The sequence below is a fragment of the Streptomyces sp. NPDC001594 genome (genome assembly GCF_042893675.1).
Lineage (GTDB): Bacteria > Actinomycetota > Actinomycetes > Streptomycetales > Streptomycetaceae > Streptomyces.
Window position 1 is genome coordinate 418,226 of sequence record NZ_JBIAVB010000001.1, and the last position, 16,771, is coordinate 434,996.

The 16,771-nt window shown below is 72.2% G+C and carries 17 protein-coding genes; 7 read left to right on the plus strand and 10 right to left on the minus strand.

The window, feature by feature from the left end; genetic code table 11:
- Window positions 1–252: 252 nt before the first annotated feature.
- Together ACFY0O_RS02140 and ACFY0O_RS02145 are read right to left on the minus strand one after the other, a co-directional pair.
- Window positions 253–951: an alpha/beta fold hydrolase gene (locus ACFY0O_RS02140; RefSeq protein ID WP_388941612.1), complete on the minus strand. Its 699-nt coding sequence runs from the start codon at window positions 949–951 to the stop codon at window positions 253–255.
- Window positions 948–3,032, minus strand: coding sequence for a PE-PGRS family protein (locus ACFY0O_RS02145; RefSeq protein ID WP_388941615.1), 2,085 nt, complete (start codon window positions 3,030–3,032; stop codon window positions 948–950). Before ACFY0O_RS02145 ends, ACFY0O_RS02140 begins: the two co-directional genes overlap by 4 nt.
- A gap of 188 nt (window positions 3,033–3,220) precedes the next feature.
- Here ACFY0O_RS02145 and ACFY0O_RS02150 point away from each other — a divergent pair, with 188 nt between their 5' ends.
- The gene (locus tag ACFY0O_RS02150; RefSeq protein WP_388941618.1) at window positions 3,221–3,715 is read left to right on the plus strand and encodes a DUF4265 domain-containing protein; all 495 of its coding nucleotides are present in this window, start codon (window positions 3,221–3,223) and stop codon (window positions 3,713–3,715) included.
- A 78-nt stretch (window positions 3,716–3,793) separates the two neighbouring features.
- Here the strand turns inward: ACFY0O_RS02150 and ACFY0O_RS02155 are convergent, their stop codons facing one another.
- The 4 genes from ACFY0O_RS02155 to ACFY0O_RS02170 all read right to left on the minus strand — a co-directional run bounded on the left by ACFY0O_RS02155 (window position 3,794) and on the right by ACFY0O_RS02170 (window position 6,315).
- Entirely contained in the window at window positions 3,794–4,375 is a 582-nt protein-coding gene (locus ACFY0O_RS02155; RefSeq protein WP_388941621.1) for a hypothetical protein, read from the minus strand.
- Between the two features lie 302 nt (window positions 4,376–4,677).
- Entirely contained in the window at window positions 4,678–5,160 is a 483-nt protein-coding gene (locus tag ACFY0O_RS02160) for a hypothetical protein (RefSeq protein WP_388941624.1), read from the minus strand.
- Between the two features lie 245 nt (window positions 5,161–5,405).
- Window positions 5,406–5,777, minus strand: a complete 372-nt coding sequence (locus ACFY0O_RS02165) for an ankyrin repeat domain-containing protein (RefSeq protein ID WP_388941627.1) — start codon at window positions 5,775–5,777, stop codon at window positions 5,406–5,408.
- Between the two features lie 49 nt (window positions 5,778–5,826).
- Window positions 5,827–6,315 carry a hypothetical protein gene (locus ACFY0O_RS02170; protein ID WP_388941630.1) on the minus strand — a complete coding sequence of 163 codons (489 nt, stop codon included), beginning with the start codon at window positions 6,313–6,315 and terminating at the stop codon, window positions 5,827–5,829.
- Between the two features lie 121 nt (window positions 6,316–6,436).
- Between ACFY0O_RS02170 and ACFY0O_RS02175 the strand changes: the two genes are divergently transcribed.
- The gene (locus ACFY0O_RS02175; protein ID WP_388941632.1) at window positions 6,437–7,201 is read left to right on the plus strand and encodes a PIG-L deacetylase family protein; all 765 of its coding nucleotides are present in this window, start codon (window positions 6,437–6,439) and stop codon (window positions 7,199–7,201) included.
- A gap of 54 nt (window positions 7,202–7,255) precedes the next feature.
- On the opposite strand, the gene ACFY0O_RS02180 is transcribed toward ACFY0O_RS02175, so the two are convergent.
- From ACFY0O_RS02180 to ACFY0O_RS02190, 3 genes are all read right to left on the minus strand, one after another.
- Window positions 7,256–8,146 carry an aminoglycoside phosphotransferase family protein gene (locus ACFY0O_RS02180; RefSeq protein WP_388941635.1) on the minus strand — a complete coding sequence of 297 codons (891 nt, stop codon included), beginning with the start codon at window positions 8,144–8,146 and terminating at the stop codon, window positions 7,256–7,258.
- Between the two features lie 120 nt (window positions 8,147–8,266).
- Entirely contained in the window at window positions 8,267–8,953 is a 687-nt protein-coding gene (locus ACFY0O_RS02185) for a hypothetical protein (protein ID WP_388941638.1), read from the minus strand.
- Between the two features lie 738 nt (window positions 8,954–9,691).
- Window positions 9,692–10,036 carry a HopJ type III effector protein gene (locus tag ACFY0O_RS02190; protein ID WP_388941641.1) on the minus strand — a complete coding sequence of 115 codons (345 nt, stop codon included), beginning with the start codon at window positions 10,034–10,036 and terminating at the stop codon, window positions 9,692–9,694.
- Window positions 10,037–10,233: 197 nt separating this feature from the next.
- On the opposite strand from ACFY0O_RS02190, the gene ligA reads away from it, so the two are divergent.
- From ligA to ACFY0O_RS02205, 3 genes are all read left to right on the plus strand, one after another.
- A complete protein-coding gene (gene ligA, locus ACFY0O_RS02195) occupies window positions 10,234–12,300 on the plus strand; it encodes an NAD-dependent DNA ligase LigA (RefSeq protein WP_388942241.1) in 2,067 nt (688 codons plus the stop codon).
- A gap of 203 nt (window positions 12,301–12,503) precedes the next feature.
- A complete protein-coding gene (locus ACFY0O_RS02200) occupies window positions 12,504–12,749 on the plus strand; it encodes a hypothetical protein (protein WP_388941644.1) in 246 nt (81 codons plus the stop codon).
- Between the two features lie 242 nt (window positions 12,750–12,991).
- On the plus strand, window positions 12,992–14,293 hold the full coding sequence (locus ACFY0O_RS02205) for a hypothetical protein (protein WP_388941647.1): 1,302 nt from the start codon (window positions 12,992–12,994) through the stop codon (window positions 14,291–14,293).
- Window positions 14,294–14,683: 390 nt separating this feature from the next.
- Here the strand turns inward: ACFY0O_RS02205 and ACFY0O_RS02210 are convergent, their stop codons facing one another.
- A complete protein-coding gene (locus tag ACFY0O_RS02210; RefSeq protein ID WP_388941649.1) occupies window positions 14,684–15,217 on the minus strand; it encodes a hypothetical protein in 534 nt (177 codons plus the stop codon).
- A gap of 75 nt (window positions 15,218–15,292) precedes the next feature.
- Here ACFY0O_RS02210 and ACFY0O_RS02215 point away from each other — a divergent pair, with 75 nt between their 5' ends.
- Both ACFY0O_RS02215 and ACFY0O_RS02220 read left to right on the plus strand, forming a co-directional pair.
- Window positions 15,293–15,883 carry an exonuclease domain-containing protein gene (locus ACFY0O_RS02215; protein ID WP_388941652.1) on the plus strand — a complete coding sequence of 197 codons (591 nt, stop codon included), beginning with the start codon at window positions 15,293–15,295 and terminating at the stop codon, window positions 15,881–15,883.
- 249 nt (window positions 15,884–16,132) lie between these two features.
- On the plus strand, window positions 16,133–16,696 hold the full coding sequence (locus ACFY0O_RS02220) for a GNAT family N-acetyltransferase (protein WP_388941655.1): 564 nt from the start codon (window positions 16,133–16,135) through the stop codon (window positions 16,694–16,696).
- Window positions 16,697–16,771: the final 75 nt, after the last annotated feature.

Consider the following 16,771-nt stretch of genomic DNA (forward strand, 5'->3'; position numbering starts at 1 on the left):
TCCATGCCGACGGGCCGGTCCGGACAGGAGGCGAGGGTGCCGAGCTCCGCCAGGCTCCGGCAGGTACCGCTCAGCCGCAGCCCGGCCCCGCCGGGATAGCAGACTCTGCAGACGTCGGCACGACGACCGGCGGTGGCTCATGCGCGGCCGCCGCCGGTCGAGTCTGTCCCAGGACGGGTCGCGAAAGTAGATCTTGAACCTGCCACGCTGCCCGGCCGTGGCGCCCAGCAGTCCCCGAGCAGGGACCTGCGATCACGCCCCGGCTACGTCGAGGAGGATCCGCGCCAGTTCGAGCGGCTGGGAGAACATCGGCCAGTGGCCCGTGTCCATCTCGACCAGCTGCCAGCGCCCGCCGGTCAGCAGCTCGGCCACGTCGTCGCTCGGCTCGGGGTCGCCGAGCGTGCACTTGACGTACGTCGCCGGGAGGTCGCCGAGCGGCCCTTCCAGCACAGCAGGCTCAGTCAGCGTGGCACCCGGATGCGGCGTCGAGCCGGCCACGATCCGTGCGATCTGGTCATCGGTGAGACCGTGGCCCTCGAAGTGGGCCGCGGGCGCCACCGGCCAGAACCCGCCGTTGTCGGCGATCAGTTCCCTCATCTCCACCCCGCCGTCCGGCCAGGCGGAGACGAAGGGTTCGCCGTCGGCCGGGAGACCGGAGTCGAGGAAGACCACGTGCGACAGCCGGTCGCCGATCCGCACGGCGGCCTGACCACCGGGGACACCCGCGTAGCTGTGACCCACCAGCACGACATCGCGCAGGTCCTGGCGCTCGATCTCGTCGACGATGTCCTGGACGTGGGTCTGCTGTCCGGCGGGCACGCCTTGCTTCTCAGCGAGGCCGGAAAGGGTCAGCGGGTGGATGTCATGGCCGGCCGCGCGGAGATGGGGCACCACGTCGTCCCACGCCCACGAGCCGAGTCGAGCACCTGCGATCAGTACGAAGTTCGTCATGGCCGCACCGTAGCGGGGCGGCTGGTGCAGCGGGCGGCCACGGCCTGGATGGCGGGCAGTGGGAGGGCCGGGTTTCGGGCGGTCGCCCAGGCCGTGTGCGGGTCGAGCAGCCGCGTGGCAAGTACGCCGGCGGGCAGTGCGGGGTGGCCGAGCGCGCGGTCGCGTACCTGGTCGTCCGGGTCTTCGGTGAGGCGGGCCGCGTCGGTCGCCGACAGGCGGGGGTCTTCGGCGGCCCGGCGGCGCACCTCGGGGTCGCGGTCGTGGGCGAAGCGGGCGACGAGCGCGGGTGTCGACAGCGGGTCGTCGAGTGCCAGGCGGCGCATGCGCCCGTGGGGGTCGTCGGCGTACCCGAGGAGGCCGGTGCGGGGGAAGTTGGGGTGCGTGCGGGGGCGCCCGGGGGACGACAGGCTGCCGGTCCACCAGGTCCACACGCGAAGGAGCATCTCGGCCGGGGCGTCGTCGCAGGACTCGGCGAGGAACAGTTGCACGGCCCGGTCGGTGTCCCAGGCGAGGCGGGCGGCCACATCGGGCGGGAGGCGGCGGGCACGGGCGACGCTGCGGCGCACCAGGACGTGGGAGGAGGCGGCGAGCCGGCGCATGGCCTCCGCGTCCCCGTGCAGGTCCGCGACCCACTCCAGGGTCCTGTAGTGGCCGCCGGGAGAGACGGTGACGGGAATCGCGGCCCGCTGCTCCTCGGTGAGGTCCGCGCGGAGTGCGACCACGTGTCGGACCCCTTCGTCGGTGTCCGCGGCGAGCCGGGCCACGGTGTCCGCAGGCAGGCGGGGGTTCGCGGCGAGGGCTTCGCGCAGGCCCGGGTCTCCGGTGGTGAGGAGGTGGTCGACGAGGCCGGGGGCGAGGAGGCAGGAGCGCACGGCCCGTTCGCCGAGCGCTTCGCCTCCGGAGGCCTCGGAGTCCTGGAAGTCCTCGAAGTCCTCGCGGGACAGGGGAACCTCGGCGTGGTGGCACAGCCGGGCCGCGATCCGCACGCCGGCGGCCGTGTCGGCGAGCAGCATGCGGCGGCGCTCGGCGGGCAGGGCGGCCCAGGCCCTCGGGCAGGCCGCCGCACGCACCCTCGGGTCGGGGTCCCCGGCCAGGGCGATCGCGTCCCGGTCGGGCAGACCGGCGAGCCGGGCCGTCTCGGTGCGGATCCGTGCGGAGGGGTCGGCCGCCAGTGCGGCGTAGGTGGCGTCGTCGAGGGGGCTGCGCGTGTCGGCAGCGGTGAACGCGAGGATCCACCGCTCGCGTTCGGTGGCGGCCGCATCGAACAAGCGGGTCCAGTGAGCGGGGCCGAGGTCGCGGCCCCGCTCGGCGACATGGCGTTTCAGCTCCGGGTCGGGTGCGGCGAGGGCCGCCTCCACGGCTTCGTCCGCCGGGAGGAGCCACAGCAGGTTGGGGTGACCGTGTATCAGGTCCAGCCGCACGTCGCGCGGGGTGCTCGGGTTCACGGCAAGGCCTCGGCGCCAGTCGTCGAGGACGGCGCTCACGGCGTTCGCGTCGGCAGCCTCGGCGGCCGGCCGGGCGGCGGGTGCTCCGAGGGCGTCGGCGAAGTCCGCCCAGACCGCCGCGCCCTCCTCCGCGGTCTCCCGGCCGGCGGCCTCGGCCGCCGCCTCGACGCGGGCGGTCCATCCGGTCAGGGCGAGCGGCCGCCGGGCGTCGTCCGGTCCGGCGGCCACCCCGGCCACCGTCTCCCCGTCCGTCGCGGCCAGCAGCAGGCTGCGGGGGTCCGGGTCCGCCGCGGTGAGCAGCCGCGCGACGGCGGCGACCGGGTCGGCGGCCAGGCTGCGCACCCGGTGCCACGCCCAGTCCGCGTGGCCGCGCGGGGCGTACGGTCCGCCGAGGGCGAGCAGGAACTCCCGGCCCTCCCCGAGCACGAGCCGGGCCGCCGCGCGGGAGGTGCCGGTGCCGGTCCCGCCGTCCCTGGCGGCCTCGTCCAGCAGCCGCCGGGCCGACCAGGCCTTCCTCACGCCGGGGACCCACCAGGTGCCGAGGGGCTCCAGGCCCATGGCTGCGAGCAGGGCCGCGTAACCGCGTTCCCCTTCCCGTTCCCGCTCCCCCACCCGTGGGCCGTGCGTGTTCCCCATGCCCTGATCCGTCCCCTCTCCCTACCGGCTCCTGCGACCGGCCATCCTCCCTGACGGGGTACCGCCCGGGCACGGCGGGGGCGCGCCGGGGCCCGCCGGGGCTGCCGCTGGGCTGAACCGTAGGCTCGGGCAAGGAGTTCTGTACGACGCGTGGAGACGAGTGCGCGATCATCTGGACGGTGACCTCTATGACTCCGTCCGAGCCCGTCGCCGCCGAGAGCAATCGGCTCAAGATGTGGTTCCGCTTCGTACCGCGTGAAGGCTGGCTTCCGCAAGACACCGAGGGGCTGTGGGCAACGCGGCTGAGCGCCGATACCGCCCGGGTGGAGAACATCCCCTTCCTGCAGAACGGGGTGGCCGAAGGCGAGATCGTGCGGTTCGTGACGGACGCCGACGGTGTCCACTGGGCCAAGGAGCGGGTGGAGGCGTCGGGCAACTGCACCATCCGAGTCCTGCCCGTCCCCTCCGGTCCGCTGGGTCGGAGCGCTCGGGCTGTGCACGAGCGGCTGTCGCCGTTCGGCCTGGGCGGTGAGGTCTTCAGCGAGGAGTTCCCGTTGGTCGCCTTTTCCGTGCCGGCCGATGCGGACATTGCGGGGATCAAGTCATTGCTCGTCCGGGGCGAGGAGGACGGATGGTGGCACTTCGAAGCCGGTTGTGTCACGGACGCGTGGCGTAACGCGTAGTCCAGCCGTCCCGAGAACGGTGGCATCGAGGTTCGTCTCGCCTGTTCTGGCCCGCCGGCCACTCCCCGAGCGGACCTGTCAGACGTAGTTCATGGGGCACTGCCGGCGGAGTGCGTGCTCGGCAGCACGGAGATAGAGCGCCGCGTAGTACGCGGCATCCAGGTCGTCGGCCCACGTCCCGGGGTGGGCCGCGGCGGCCTGGGCTACGGCCGGGCTGTCGAACCAGTCGCCGAGGTCGAGGTTGTCGCAGTGCCGGGGCAGCTGCGGTGGCAGGGCGAGCCGGACGGCGAGACGCTGCGCCGCCGCGAGCGTGCGATGTGCGCTGTGGACGGTGGTGGTGTCGCTGTAGGCCGACGGCACGGGGAGGACCAGAGCGCCTTCGAAGTCGACCGGTATCAGCAGATCCCAGCCGAGCAGCGCCTCGCAGCACTCCTCCCCGTCGGGCTGCGCACGACACAGGGCCTCGAAGCTCCGCATCGGCCGGTAGAGCTTCTCCTCGAATTCCAATCCGGACTGCGGAACGAAGTCGGCCGGTGGCGGCGGCGTGCCGAGCGCGAGGCCGCGCGCGCCCAGTTCGAGGCCGAGCAGCTGCGCGACCGGCCCGAGGATCTCATCGTCCGCCCAGTCGTCGGCGTCCACGCTGCACAGGTAGGTTCCCATGCGGGCAATCTACGATCCACGTCTGACAACGCACCGTCGAGCAACGCCCCGCGGTGGTAGCAGCTCCAGGAGCTCAGGACCCGGCGGTGCGTGCGGGCGAAGCAGGCCGGGTTGTCCACGACGAACTGCCCGTAGGCGAGGTGGCCGGGGGCGCCGGACAGGGCGAGACCACGGAGCTCATCGCGGATGACGGCCAGGATCTCCAGGACGAAGGGGACAACCCACGGGTCGGTCGAGCTGACGGCACCACGAGCCCCGACCCCCACCGCCGTCGGAGTTGCTGAGGGGACGGGGGTCGGGGGTCAGCGCAGGCTGGCGAGTTCGTCGACGTGGCGGGTGGGAGTGCCGAGGAACAGGCCGGGCCGTGCTGGACCGTGGACGATGTTGAGCGTGTCGAGACGGTAGGTCCATTCGCCGCCGCACCAACGGGTGAAGCGGTAGTTGATCTGCCAGCGGAGCCACTCGCCACGGGCGAGGTGAACGGCCGGGGGCCGCCGCCATCTGCGCGGCATGCCGAAGGGTGTCGCTTCCAGCTGCACCCGCAGAAGTCCGTCGACTTCGCGTAGGAGCACTCCGGCGTCGGTTCCGGAGGCGGGCATGCCGTCGTGCACCACCGACCGGGGATGGAAGTCCTCGGCTTCGTGCATCCGGACCTCGTGCGTGAACGGTGGAGAGCAGGGCGGCAGTTCGAAGGCCACCGGGGTCGCGTTCCTGCGTGCGGCTTCCAGCCCGCCGCGGGACTGCTTGGTCCACGACGTCCGGACCCACTGCACCACTGTCTCCACGAGGCTGATCCTGCGGCATGGAATGGGCCAGCCGCTACTGCGATTCGGCAAGGCCGCCCATGCCAGGCCGAGCAGCCCTGAACCCGCCAACCAGGCGCTTGGCCTTCGGTGCATGCATCAGCCGCAAAGGCGGGACCGGCGCCCGGCTCGCCGCGCGTCGGCGGAGCCGGCACTCTGGCGGAGCATCAACAGCGCATACTGACAGGCACGCTCGTCCGGTCCGGCTCTCAGCCGCACCCACACCCTCACTCACGGCTTACCTGTTCATCCGCTGCAGCACGGGCTCGCTTGCCGATGTGGGTACGCAGCAGCTGAACCGCCAGGTCGTGCCCGTAGCGGCCGGCAATCTCCAAGGGAGTGCGGCCATCCGGATCCGCGAGTTCAGGATCCGCGCCGAAAGCCAGCAGCACGGCAGTGGTGTGCACGGTCAAGGGCTGGCCACTCTGCAGCGCGCCGTCCCCCTCGGCATCGATCGCGTGCGTCAGCAGCGTCATGTTGAGGTAGACCTCATCGGGATCCGAACCGCCGGCGAGCAAACGGGCCAGGGCTTCGGCGTCCTCGTGCTCGACCGCGTGATGGGCGGGCGTCCAGTAGTCATTCACCCGGGCATTGAACATCGATCGAAACGCTCCTACCAGCGATTATCTGGCGCTGCGCGACCCGGGTTCACCCCCAGGTGATGACCTCGACGGCTGCCGGCCTGGGAAACGGTGTCGTGTCCCAACCCAAAGGCCAGTCTCCCTCGCGGTGCTCTGAGGCCTCGACCTCCAGGCGGCGGGGAACGCGCCGGTCCCACCACCCGGCCCCCTCCTCAGGCCGGTCCGGCCAGGGAACGGTAGCCCGGCGGTACTGCTCGTCGATGCGGTCGAGCTCGGGTTGCCTGATCGACCGGACGCGCGGGGGCAGCAGGGGCCAGGCCTGCGCGAGGACGCTTCGGCACCGGATGCTGTGGTGGAACTCGGGTGCGCAGTCCGAGTATCCCTCCTGTTCCAGCTCTGCGGCGATGTCGCTCCACTGTTGGAACAGGGAGTTGAGGGTGGGCTGCTGCCCGCCGGCCCGGGGGCCGACGACGCAGGCGGTGAGGGCTGCGCGTACCGCGTCGTATTCTTCGGCGCTCAGAGCGATCGCGTCCGTCTGATCGTCCGTCGGGTCCATGCGTCGGCTTCCTCTGGCTGCTCAGGGGTGGTGGTCAGAGTCGGGAGTGCCGTTGCTCCCGGCCGAGTTCAGGGTAGGCACGAATCCCGAAGAACGGTCACCACAGGAAGGAACGGCACCCATGCCCTTACCCAGCCTGCTCGGAGTCTTCGCGCACCCGGACGACGAGTCGCTGCTCGCCGGCGGTGTCCTGGCGCAGCACCACGCCGCCGGTGCCCGCACCGCCGTCGTCACCGCCACCTGGGCACCTGACAGCCGCCGGGTGCCCGAGCTCGCCGACGCGCTCTCCGTTCTCGGCGCGGGCGCCCCCCGTCTGCTGGGCTACGGCGACGCCCGCAACCCGGAGGCGGCTCCCTCGCGGCCCCGGCTCCTCGACGCGCCTCTCGACGAGGCCGTCGGGCGGCTGGTCGCCCATATCCGCGGCTTCAGGCCCGACGTGGTCGTCGGCCATGACGCGCTCGGGCAGCTGACGGGCCACCCGGACCACGTACGGACGCACCAGATCACCCTGCTCGCCGTCGAAGCGGCGGGGCTCGCGAACCTCCATCCCGACGCGGGCCCACCCTGGCAGCCGTCCGCCCTGTATGCCGCCACACACCCCGAGTCCGGTGTGGGCCTGCTCGGCCCGCTGCTGGGGGGCGTCGGCAAAACCGTCCTCACGGTGCCGGACGCGTACGTGACCACGAGCGTCGATGTCACACCCTGGGCCGAGCTGAAATGGGCCGCGATCCTGGCGCACCGTGGCGAGGTGGCACGCGTACGGCCCCTGCCCGCCGTCCTCGCCCGCCTGCCCGAAGCCGACCGCAACCGGATCATCCGGACCGAGCACTTCACCCGGCTCACCCCCGGCCCCACGCCGGGCGTGCGGAACCGGCTCACCGCCTGACGCACCTCGGTTCGGCCGGCCGCCACCCACCACTCCCCCGGATGTGTGTCGGCCTCACTCCATCGACTCCAGGAGGCGGTCCAGCGTCCGGCGTCCCATCCTGCTCATGGTCGGATTGGTTTCGACGTAGTACCAGACGAGGCCCATGGCCTGTTGGAACGCCCATGCCTTGCCGCGCTCCCATTCGAGGTCGTCGCAGCCCAGCGCCTCCCGGAGCACCTTCCTCGGCCCCGGCTGCAGCAGATGCCAGGCACTGACCAGATCCAGTGCGGGGTCGGCCGGGGCGAACCCGCCGGTGTCGAGAACTCCGCCGAGGCGGTCGCCCGTGACCAGGATGTTGCCGGGGATCAAGTCACCGTGGTTCATCACGTCGGCGCCCGCGCGCGGCAACTCCCGCAGACGGCTCCACGCTCGGCGGAGCCGGGGCACGTCGAGCAGTTCCCCGCTCTCCTCGAAGCACTTCGCCATCCAGTCGTCGTGGTGGGTCAGGACCCCGCCCCGGCCCGTACCGCTGAACTGCCGCCCCCGGGTGTCGGCCCGCCGGAGGGCGGCGATGAAGGCCGCGAGGTCCTCGGCGAAGGCGTCCGAGCCGCCGGGGTCGGCGTCCGAGGCGACCGTTCCCGTCAGCCACGTCTGGACCGACCAGGGCATGGGATAGCCGGCTCCGGGTTCTCCCAGCGCAACGGGTTCCGGAACGGGGAACGGGGACACCCGCGCCAGTTCGGCACTCGCCCGGGCTTCCCGCCGCAGGGCCGCGAGCGCCTCGGCGGCGTCGGCCAGGCGCAGGGGGAAACGGGCGGCGAGGTCGTTGCCGATGCGGAAGATGGCGTTGTCCGTGCCCGTCGACTGCAGGAACCGGATCTTCTGGCCGGTCCACTGGGGGAACTGATCCTGAATCAAGGCGGCGACCGTCTCGGTCGTCACGTTCACCTGATCTGCGTGCATGGTCACCTGCTTCGTGAACGGCATTGACAGAAGGAGAGCAGATCACCGGGGACCGCAGCCAGCAGTTATTCCCCGGAGACCAGAGACCAGAGACCAGGTCGGCCGCCCACGTCTCCTGCGTCAGGAAAGGACCCAGCGGGGCGGGTGTCCCGGGTCGGTCGGGCAGGTGAAGACGTGGAGGTCCCGGTCACGGCCGAAGCGGAGCCGGGTCGGTTGGGTGACGGACTGGCCGCCCCGGATCGAGGCCATCCCCCGCAGCGCCGGATCGCGGTCTTCGAGCGGCATCCAGCTGTGCGAGTCGGAGTCCATCTCATGGCCCTCGGCAGTCAGCAGGAGCCGCATCGGGGCCGCACACGCCGCGCACGTGATGTCCATCGGCCCCGTCGACGCCCAGCTGGGAAAGCCTCCGACGCGCCAGCCGGGCGGGATCGAGAGGGCACCCTGGTAGCTGGGCACGTCACGGCCGCCTACCGCCGTCCGGGCATCTTCCCAGGCGTCGATGCGGGCGATCAGAGCGGCGGGCAGCGCGTCGTCCTCCGCCCACGGATAGGTATCGACCTCCTCGGGGTGCAGGACACAGGGCTCGGGGAGTTCGTGCTCCCACGGGAGCAACGGCATTTCGGGCGCGGCGGGGAGGAAGTGGTCCGCGCTCTCGGTCTGCGAGGCCCGTCGCCACCGCAGGAGGTACCGGCGCTCCAGGTACGGGCCGTGGGTGAGCGGGCAGCGGAGGAGCTGCACCAGGTCGGCGCCGCCGGGGCCGGCGGCCAGGTTGGGGACGTCCCGGCCGAAGAACTGTGCGAGCGCCACGAAGGGCACCGGTCCGCCCGTCGCCGGGCTGTCGGCGCGTGGCCACGGCCGGCTCCGCGGCCATGCGCCCACGGCCCGGGCGGCGCGGATCTCGTCCGGTGCGTACCCTTCGGTCTCGGGCTGGTGGGGCTCATGGCAGACCGGCCACGGCTCATCGCCCGGCCACAGCAACGGCCCGCCGACGTGGCTGTCGTGCCGCCCCGGCCGCCCGGGCCGCGGGTGCAGACGGGTGGTCCGCCCTCGGTACGCGGCCAGCTCCGGGAATTCGGCCTCCACGTCGACCGGCCTGGCCGCGTTGTCCTGGTCATGCGCGGAAGGTATGCGGCCGGGAGCACCCCGCGCCAACGGGTTACCGCGAAACCCTCCTTCCCCGAGGGCGCAGCAGCGGCATCCCGTACCGGCCCGCGCACGCCCGCGGTCCGCGACCCGCGCCGGGATGCCAGGGGCGATACCGATGCCCCGGCTGCCTCGGAAGACCGGGGCTGCCCCGTCAGCACCCCGAGACGCCGCACCCCGGGCTCTCAGCCGACTCCTCGCTCCGCTTGGGTTCGGGCCGAACCGCGCGCGTATGCCGTGGATCCGGTCCGGATGGCGTCGCGGCCGCAGACGGGCCGGTCGACGACGGCCGGGCCCTGCACCACCGGAAGCACGGCCCACGCCGAGCCCGCCATCGCCGGACGGCACGGGCTGCCGCTGATGCGTCCGGCCGAGTCGAACCCGCGCGGCGGATGTCGCCGTTCAGCCCTTGCGGGTCAGCGGCTGCTCCGCGAAGCTCACCCCGGCCAGGCCGTGGGCCATCAGGTTGCGGATGTTGCCGTGGTCGGAGCCCTCCGGCGTCGCCAGCACGCTGCGGTAGTGCTCGCCGAAGGCCAGCAGCGCCTCCTGGTCGCTCAGCCCCTCCAGGAGGGCCAGTCCCAGCGTCTTGCAGGAGCCCTCGTTCTCGCCCGCGGCGTTCTCCGCCTCCCCGTTGCGGAACGCCTGCGGCTGATAGTCGTAGTGCGCCGCGATGAAGGCCAGGGTGTCGGCGAACTCGTGCTCGCCCGACGCGAGGCTCGCCCGCAGCGAGTTCAGATCATCAGTCATGTCGGTTCCCTCGGGGTTGGACGGACGACCGGTTGCCGTCCGCGACCGGACGACAGTACCGCCCTCGCGGCCGACCGGTGATGTGCGGCATCTCCGCAGGTCACGATGTGAGATGGTGCGATCCGCCGAGAGATCGTTCCGGGTCGGCCGAGCGGGGTGGCGTCACCACCGGGGCATTGTCAGTGCCGGGCAGCATGATGACCTTCATGACCGAAAACAGTGCCCTCCTGCTCTCCCCCGCCGCCTACACCGAGGCCGTCACCACCGCCCTCGCGGCGTCGGCCGCGTACTACGGCGACGGGACCACCCCGCTCGGGGACGACGAGTACGACGGGCTGCTGCGCGCCATCGCCGCCTACGAGGAGGCCCACCCGGACGAGGTGCTCGCCGAGTCGCCGACGGGGAAGGTGGCGGGCGGGGCCGTTCAGGGCGACGTGCCGCACTCGGTGCCGATGCTCTCCCTCGACAACGTCTTCGACGCCGACGAGCTCGCCGAGTGGGCCGCCGGGCTGGAACGGCGCCTCGGGCACCCGGTGGCCGGCTGGTGCGTGGAGCCCAAGCTCGACGGGCTCGCCGTGGCCGCCCGCTACCGGGCCGGCCGGCTCGTGCAGCTCCTCACCCGCGGCGACGGGCTGGCCGGCGAGGACATCACCCACGCCGCCGACGCCGTCCTCGGCCTGCCGCCGGTCCTCACCGAGCCGGCCGACGTCGAACTGCGCGGCGAGGTGCTGCTGACCACCGCGCAGTTCGAGGAGGCCAACCGGATCCGCCTCGCCCACGAGGCCACGCCCTTCGCGCACCCGCGCAGCGGAGCGGCCGGCACCCTGCGGGCCAAGGACCGCCCCTACCGGGTCGAGCTGACCTTCTTCGCCTACAGCGCGATCGGTCTGGACGAGGGCCTCGGCCACCTCGCCCTGCTGGGGAAGCTGGCCGAACTCGGCGCGAACACGGCCGCGAGCACGGCCGCCGCCCCGATGCGGTGCGAGACCCTGGAGCAGGTGCGGGAACGGATCGACGTGATCGCCGGACTGCGCGCGGACCTGCCGTTCGGGATCGACGGTGTCGTCGTCAAGGCCGACACGGCCGAGGACCAGCGGGCGGCGGGCAACGGCTCGCGCGCCCCCAGATGGGCGGTGGCCCGGAAGCTGGCGGCCGAGCACAAGGTGACGCGGCTGCTGGCGGTGGAGTGGAACGTCGGCCGGACCGGGATCATCGCCCCGCGCGCGGTCCTGGAACCGGTGGTGATCGACGGGGTGACGGTCACCTACGCCACGCTGCACAATCCGTCCGACATCACCCGTCGCGGGCTCATGATCGGCGACCAGGTGTTCGTGTACCGGGCCGGGGACGTGATCCCCCGGGTCGAGGCACCCCTGGCCGACCAGCGGACCGGCGCCGAGACCCCGATCGCCTTCCCCGAGGCCTGCCCCCGCTGCGGGGACGCGATCGACACCTCCGAGCAGCGCTGGCGCTGCGTGCGCGGCCGCAGCTGCCAGGCCGTGGCCTCGGTGATCTACGCCGCCGGGCGCGACCAGCTCGACATCGAGGGCCTCGGTGGCACGCGGGCCGTCCAGCTGGTCGAGGCCGGCCTGGTCAAGGACATCGCCGACCTGTTCACGCTGACCCGCGAGCAGCTCCTCGGTCTGGAACGGATGGGCGAGACCAGCGCCACCAACCTCCTGGCCGCGCTCGAGACCGCCCGCGGGGCGGCGCTGAGCCGCGTCTTCTGCGCCCTGGGGGTGCGCGGCACCGGGCGCACGATGTCCCGCAGGATCGCCGCGCACTTCGGCTCGATGGCCGCCATCCGGACCGCCGACGCGGACACGCTGGCCGGGGTCGACGGCATCGGCGCCGAGAAGGCCCGCGTCATCGCGGCCGAACTCGTCGAACTCGCCCCGCTCCTCGACAAGCTCCAGGCCCAGGGGGTCGGGACGCAGATCACCGAGCCGCAGCACAAGCCCGCCGCCGCCGAGACGGCCGACGGCGAGTCCCCGGCGGCCAGCACGGCGGGCGGCCCGCTGGCCGGGCAGGCCGTCGTCGTCACCGGCTCCATGACCGGCCCCCTCGCGGAGCTGTCCCGCAACGAGATGAACGAGCTGATCGAGCGGGCCGGCGGAAAGGCGTCGTCGTCGGTGTCCAAGCGCACGACCCTCCTGGTGGCAGGCGAGAAGGCCGGCTCCAAGCGGGCCAAGGCCGAAGAACTGGGCATCCGCGTCCTCGGCCCGGAGGAGTTCGCCGCCCTCGTCGCCGACCTCCTCCCCTAGCCACGGCAGCCGCGCGCCACGGCGGACGGTCACTGGTCGGGGGCCGGAGGATCGGGGGTCGGGGGAACGGGGGCCGGAGGATCGGGGCCGGCATGCGGATCCGCTTCCCGAGCGGTACGTTCGCTGTGACCCCTGCGCGGGATCCGCCCGATCGAGGAGCGCGAGCACCGTGACGCGCTCCGCCGTCCGGAGAGGACATACCGATGAAGGGACGACTCGCCTTCGCCGCTCTCGCCGCGGCGGTTGTCGCCGTACTTCCCGCCGCCGCGCCGGCTCAGGCCGTCCCGGTCCAGCCCAGTGGGGACTGCGCCTCACTCATCAGCCTGATCTCGGACCCGAACGTCTCCGTCCAGGAGAAGAAGCAGGCGGCCCGGGACTACCTGGACAGCCACACCAGGGACGAGATCAACGAGTGCCGCCAGAGCTACCACGGCAGCATCCCGCAGTAGCCGTCCCCGCGTCGGCGAGGTGTACGACAATGCGCACCTCCGGCTTGGCGTTGGAGGCCATCCGCTCGTTGAGCCCGTAGGGCACGTCAAGGTCCAGGTGAAACACTACGACCGTGATCGACGAGACATCCGCAGACCGCCCGGACGCTACAGCAGCCGGTTCACTGCCGGCCGCCGCGCGGGCAGAACTCGCCGGTACCGCCTGGGAGGAGCGGCCACACAGCTGTACCGGGCGCCACGGTGTGCCTGACACCCCTGACGTGCTCGCTGCGGTGCTCGCCGCCGACCCGGCGCTTCGCGTGCGGGCCGTGGGGGATCTGTACCGGCTGCTCCTCAATCAGGAGCGGGTGTTTCCGGCGACCGCCCCGGCGGCTCTGGTCCTAGCCGCCCTTCTCGACGATCCGCGCACCCTTGCCGAGGCCGCGTGGGAGCGTCGGGCGGGGCGGCGGCCGCTGCGCGCCGAGCTGCTGAACTGGCTGGTTTCGTTCGCCGACCTGGCCCGTCTGGACGGCGTCGAGGACGGCGTGGGCGCGGCGCGGGATCTGGCCGCCGCCCGGGCGGTGCGGCCGGTGCTGTTCGCCCGCATCGCGGAGTTCTGCGACAGCGAGGATCTGCGGGTGAGCGAGGCCGCGCTCGCGGCCACGGCACTGCTCCTGGCCGACCCCGCCCTCGCTTCGTCCGTCCCCGCCTACGCGCCCGCCGTGCGCGATGTCCTCGCCGTGAGCGTGGATTCGTATTACCGATGGATCGCCCGTGAGCGCCTGGCCGCCTGGGGCGAGGACGTCGCCGGTCTCGTCGCGGCTGAGAAGGAGCACCGCGCGGCTCTGAGCCGGGCACAGGACGTGGCGGAGGACCCGTTCGGGGAGGGCCAGAAGCAGGCGATCCACTGGTTGGAGGAGCAGCCCGAGGACACGGCGGCTGCGGAGTGGATGGCCCATCGGTGGGAGGAGTGGCACGGGGACGTACCGGCGGCCTCACCCGGGCCGGCGCCCGAGCCGCCCGTTGCCGCCTCGGGGAGTGAGGCGGGGTACTGCGGCCCGTGGCGGATCGCGCGGGAGGAGGAGCGCGCCGAGTGGACGTTCACGCCGTACGTGGGGGTCGGGCCCTTGCACTTCGGGATGACCCTGGAGGAGATCATCGGAGCCCTGGGTGAACGGCCGGCCGTCTGCTCCTACTCCCGTTACGGCGAAGACCAGGAGCTCGATTACGCCGACTTCACCGAGAGCGGGATCAGGGCCTTGTTCGGCGACGACCGCCTGGGGTGTGTCGCCGTCGACGCGCTCACCGGCCCCCAGGTGAGACTGGACGCGGCCCCGCTGACCGGCTGCGCGCTTTCCCGTGTGGAGAACTGGCTCTTCCACCGTACGACCCGGCCCGGCAGCCTGAGGTACAGCGTCGGCGGCGACCCGGTCTACCCCGACCTGGGCCTGGCGATCCGGTCCCAGCGGGCCGGCGACACCACCCTGACCCGCCCGCTCTTCCTGCTCCGCGGCTGGCTGGACCTGTGGCATTCGCTGCCCAGCGACGAGTGGGACTCCGTCTGAGCCACCGTCACCGGCCTGCCCCGCCCGCAGACCTGCGGGGCAGCAGCGCCGCCTCGGCCGGCGGCCACCCGTGACACGCCTGTGCCGGGCAGTGTGGCCCACGCCATGGCCCGGCACGCACCTCCCCGATGGGGCGGCGAATGCCCCCACGCCCGCGACGGGCGTGCCCGGGCACGGTCCGGCTGGGGCGGGGTACCCCTGGGCCCCCGGGGCGACCGGAGTCGAGGTCCCCCAGGTGACCAAGGTCCCCGCCGCCGAGGCACCGCCGACGCGCGGTGCGGCGACGGTGACACCCCCACCTCGATCTCGGCACGCCCGCCTGCCTAGAGCCCCTTCCGGAATCTGCTCCCGGCTCCCCGACTCGTGGGCCCATCGGCTTCCGAGAACCCTCTAGCCAGGGAACGAGTAGTAGAGCGCGGTGCTGTAGAAGGACCCGAGGTCGTCTTGCCAGTCGGCGCGAACCGAGGCGAGCCAATCGTCGTTCTCACCGGCGATCGCCGCCTCGGCCTGGGCGACGGCGGCGGGGATGTCGTGGGAGACCAGCCGCTGAACCGCCGCCACCGGGTCCTCGCTCGAGAGGGAGATCATCTCCCCGGTCTCCAGGAGGAAGTATCGCGCCCGCTGCTTTTCCAGGTGGGACGTCGTCTTCTCCACGCACCGGCCGAACTCGTCGTCGTCCTCGAGTCCCTGCCCGACCGCCTTCAGGAGGTCGCCGAGCAGCGCCGCGCCCTTGTCGTAGTCCGCCGCGATGCCGATGCGAGGACTCCAGATCATGGACGGAACGATCGTCGTCCCGTACCCGACCAGCAGCTTGTGCGCGAGCGGGATACCCCAGTTGTGCTCCGATATGCATCGGATCGCCTCGGGGATGTCGTCCTCGTTCGGCATCGAATCGGCGGAGTAGAGATATGAACGGTTTGCCATGTCGGCGACCCTAACAGCGAGGTCTGACAGTAAATTGAGGTGCCGGCACCGGGCGGGCGTTCCTACCCTCGCCCCATGCGCCGTGAATCCGTTCTGCTGAACGTCATCGATGTGGAAGCCACCTGCTGGGATGGCCAGCCGCCGCCCGGCTCCGTGAACGAGATCATCGAGATCGGTCTCACGGTCGTGGACCTGTCCGCAGGGCGCCGTGTGTCACGGCATCGCATCCTGGTCCGCCCGGTCCGGTCGACGGTGAGCGACTTCTGCACCGAACTGACCGGTCTGACACAGGCCGAGGCGGAACGGGGCGTCACCTTCGCCGAGGCATGCCGGGTCCTCGTGGAGGAGTACGAGGCCGGGAAGCGCCCCTGGGCGAGCTGGGGGGAGTACGACCGCCGGCAGTTCGCCCGGCAGAGTCAGGCGGACGGGGTGGCCTATCCGTTCGGCTATCCGACGGAGCGCAGCCACACGAACGCCAAGGCCGTGTTCACCGCGGCCTACGGGCTCCGCCGGAAACCTGGCATGGCGCACGCGCTGCAGATGGCCGGACTGCCGCTTGAGGGACGGCATCACCGCGGAGAGGACGACGCGTGGAACATCGCCGCACTCGTCCTCGATCTCTCGGGCCGCGGGGCATGGCCGGCCCCGGCCACCGCCTCCGTCTAGATGATCTGTGCCAAGGAGTCGGTGATCGTAGACGATCAACGAGCGAACGAAGCCGATGTGCGTCATCCACGCGCGAGCCGTGTAGATCGCGACCTGCAGTGCGGCCCGCAGGCGATCCTCCGCATCAGGGCGCGGGCCGCCCTCCCGCCGTGGGTAGCGGGCCGGTGGAACGACGTTGTTCGTGTTGAGGGCACCGCGGTCGGCTCAGTTAGGCTGACGGGCAGCTCTCGGGGAGGGAACACCAGATCGATGACCACGCCTTTGCTGCCGTTCAGTACGGAACGGCTCCTGTTGCGTCTGTTCACGCCGGACGACCTCGATGACCTGTACGCGTATCAGGGCCTCCCCGACGTCGCTCGCTACCTCTACCGGCCGCCGCTCACTCGTGAACAGTGCGTGCAGAGCCTGACGCGGCGTGCGGCCGGCACGGCGTGGGCCAAGGACGGTGACGACCTGGTGGTCGCCGTCTGCCCGGTCGGTGAGGCGAAGGTCGTCGGCGAGGTCGTCCTGAAGCTCGCGAGCGCGCGGGCGCGCCAGGTAGAGATCGGCTGGGTCTTCAACCCGGAGTACGGCGGCCGGGGTTACGCGACCGAGGCAGCCCGTGCGATCGCCGCGCTGGCCTTTTCCGAGCTGGATGCTCACCGGCTCTTCGCGCGCCTCGACGTGCTCAACACGGGGTCGGTGCGGGTCTGCGAGCGCCTCGGCATGCGCCGGGAGGCGTACCTTGTCGAGAACGATCTCGACGGCGAGCGCTGGGGTAGCGAGTACGTCTACGCGATGCTCGCCCGAGAGTGGAAGGTTGATCGGACCTGACAGGAGGGCTCGGCGCGCTACGGCACGCCCCTGCCCGGCTCGGCGTGCGCCCGGTACACGCACTGTTCGACCTAC

What these genes read in the sequence shown, in the direction of transcription:
- ACFY0O_RS02140 (WP_388941612.1), bottom strand. Translation starts at nt 951, where the DNA reads ATGACGAACTTCGTACTGATCGCAGGTGCTCGACTCGGCTCGTGGGCG.
- ACFY0O_RS02145 (WP_388941615.1), bottom strand. Translation starts at nt 3,032, where the DNA reads ATGGGGAACACGCACGGCCCACGGGTGGGGGAGCGGGAACGGGAAGGG.
- ACFY0O_RS02150 (WP_388941618.1), top strand. Translation starts at nt 3,221, where the DNA reads ATGACTCCGTCCGAGCCCGTCGCCGCCGAGAGCAATCGGCTCAAGATG.
- ACFY0O_RS02155 (WP_388941621.1), bottom strand. Translation starts at nt 4,375, where the DNA reads ATGGGAACCTACCTGTGCAGCGTGGACGCCGACGACTGGGCGGACGAT.
- ACFY0O_RS02165 (WP_388941627.1), bottom strand. Translation starts at nt 5,777, where the DNA reads ATGTTCAATGCCCGGGTGAATGACTACTGGACGCCCGCCCATCACGCG.
- ACFY0O_RS02170 (WP_388941630.1), bottom strand. Translation starts at nt 6,315, where the DNA reads ATGGACCCGACGGACGATCAGACGGACGCGATCGCTCTGAGCGCCGAA.
- ACFY0O_RS02175 (WP_388941632.1), top strand. Translation starts at nt 6,437, where the DNA reads ATGCCCTTACCCAGCCTGCTCGGAGTCTTCGCGCACCCGGACGACGAG.
- ACFY0O_RS02180 (WP_388941635.1), bottom strand. Translation starts at nt 8,146, where the DNA reads ATGCACGCAGATCAGGTGAACGTGACGACCGAGACGGTCGCCGCCTTG.
- ACFY0O_RS02190 (WP_388941641.1), bottom strand. Translation starts at nt 10,036, where the DNA reads ATGACTGATGATCTGAACTCGCTGCGGGCGAGCCTCGCGTCGGGCGAG.
- ligA (WP_388942241.1), top strand. Translation starts at nt 10,234, where the DNA reads ATGACCTTCATGACCGAAAACAGTGCCCTCCTGCTCTCCCCCGCCGCC.
- ACFY0O_RS02200 (WP_388941644.1), top strand. Translation starts at nt 12,504, where the DNA reads ATGAAGGGACGACTCGCCTTCGCCGCTCTCGCCGCGGCGGTTGTCGCC.
- ACFY0O_RS02210 (WP_388941649.1), bottom strand. Translation starts at nt 15,217, where the DNA reads ATGGCAAACCGTTCATATCTCTACTCCGCCGATTCGATGCCGAACGAG.
- ACFY0O_RS02215 (WP_388941652.1), top strand. Translation starts at nt 15,293, where the DNA reads ATGCGCCGTGAATCCGTTCTGCTGAACGTCATCGATGTGGAAGCCACC.
- ACFY0O_RS02220 (WP_388941655.1), top strand. Translation starts at nt 16,133, where the DNA reads ATGACCACGCCTTTGCTGCCGTTCAGTACGGAACGGCTCCTGTTGCGT.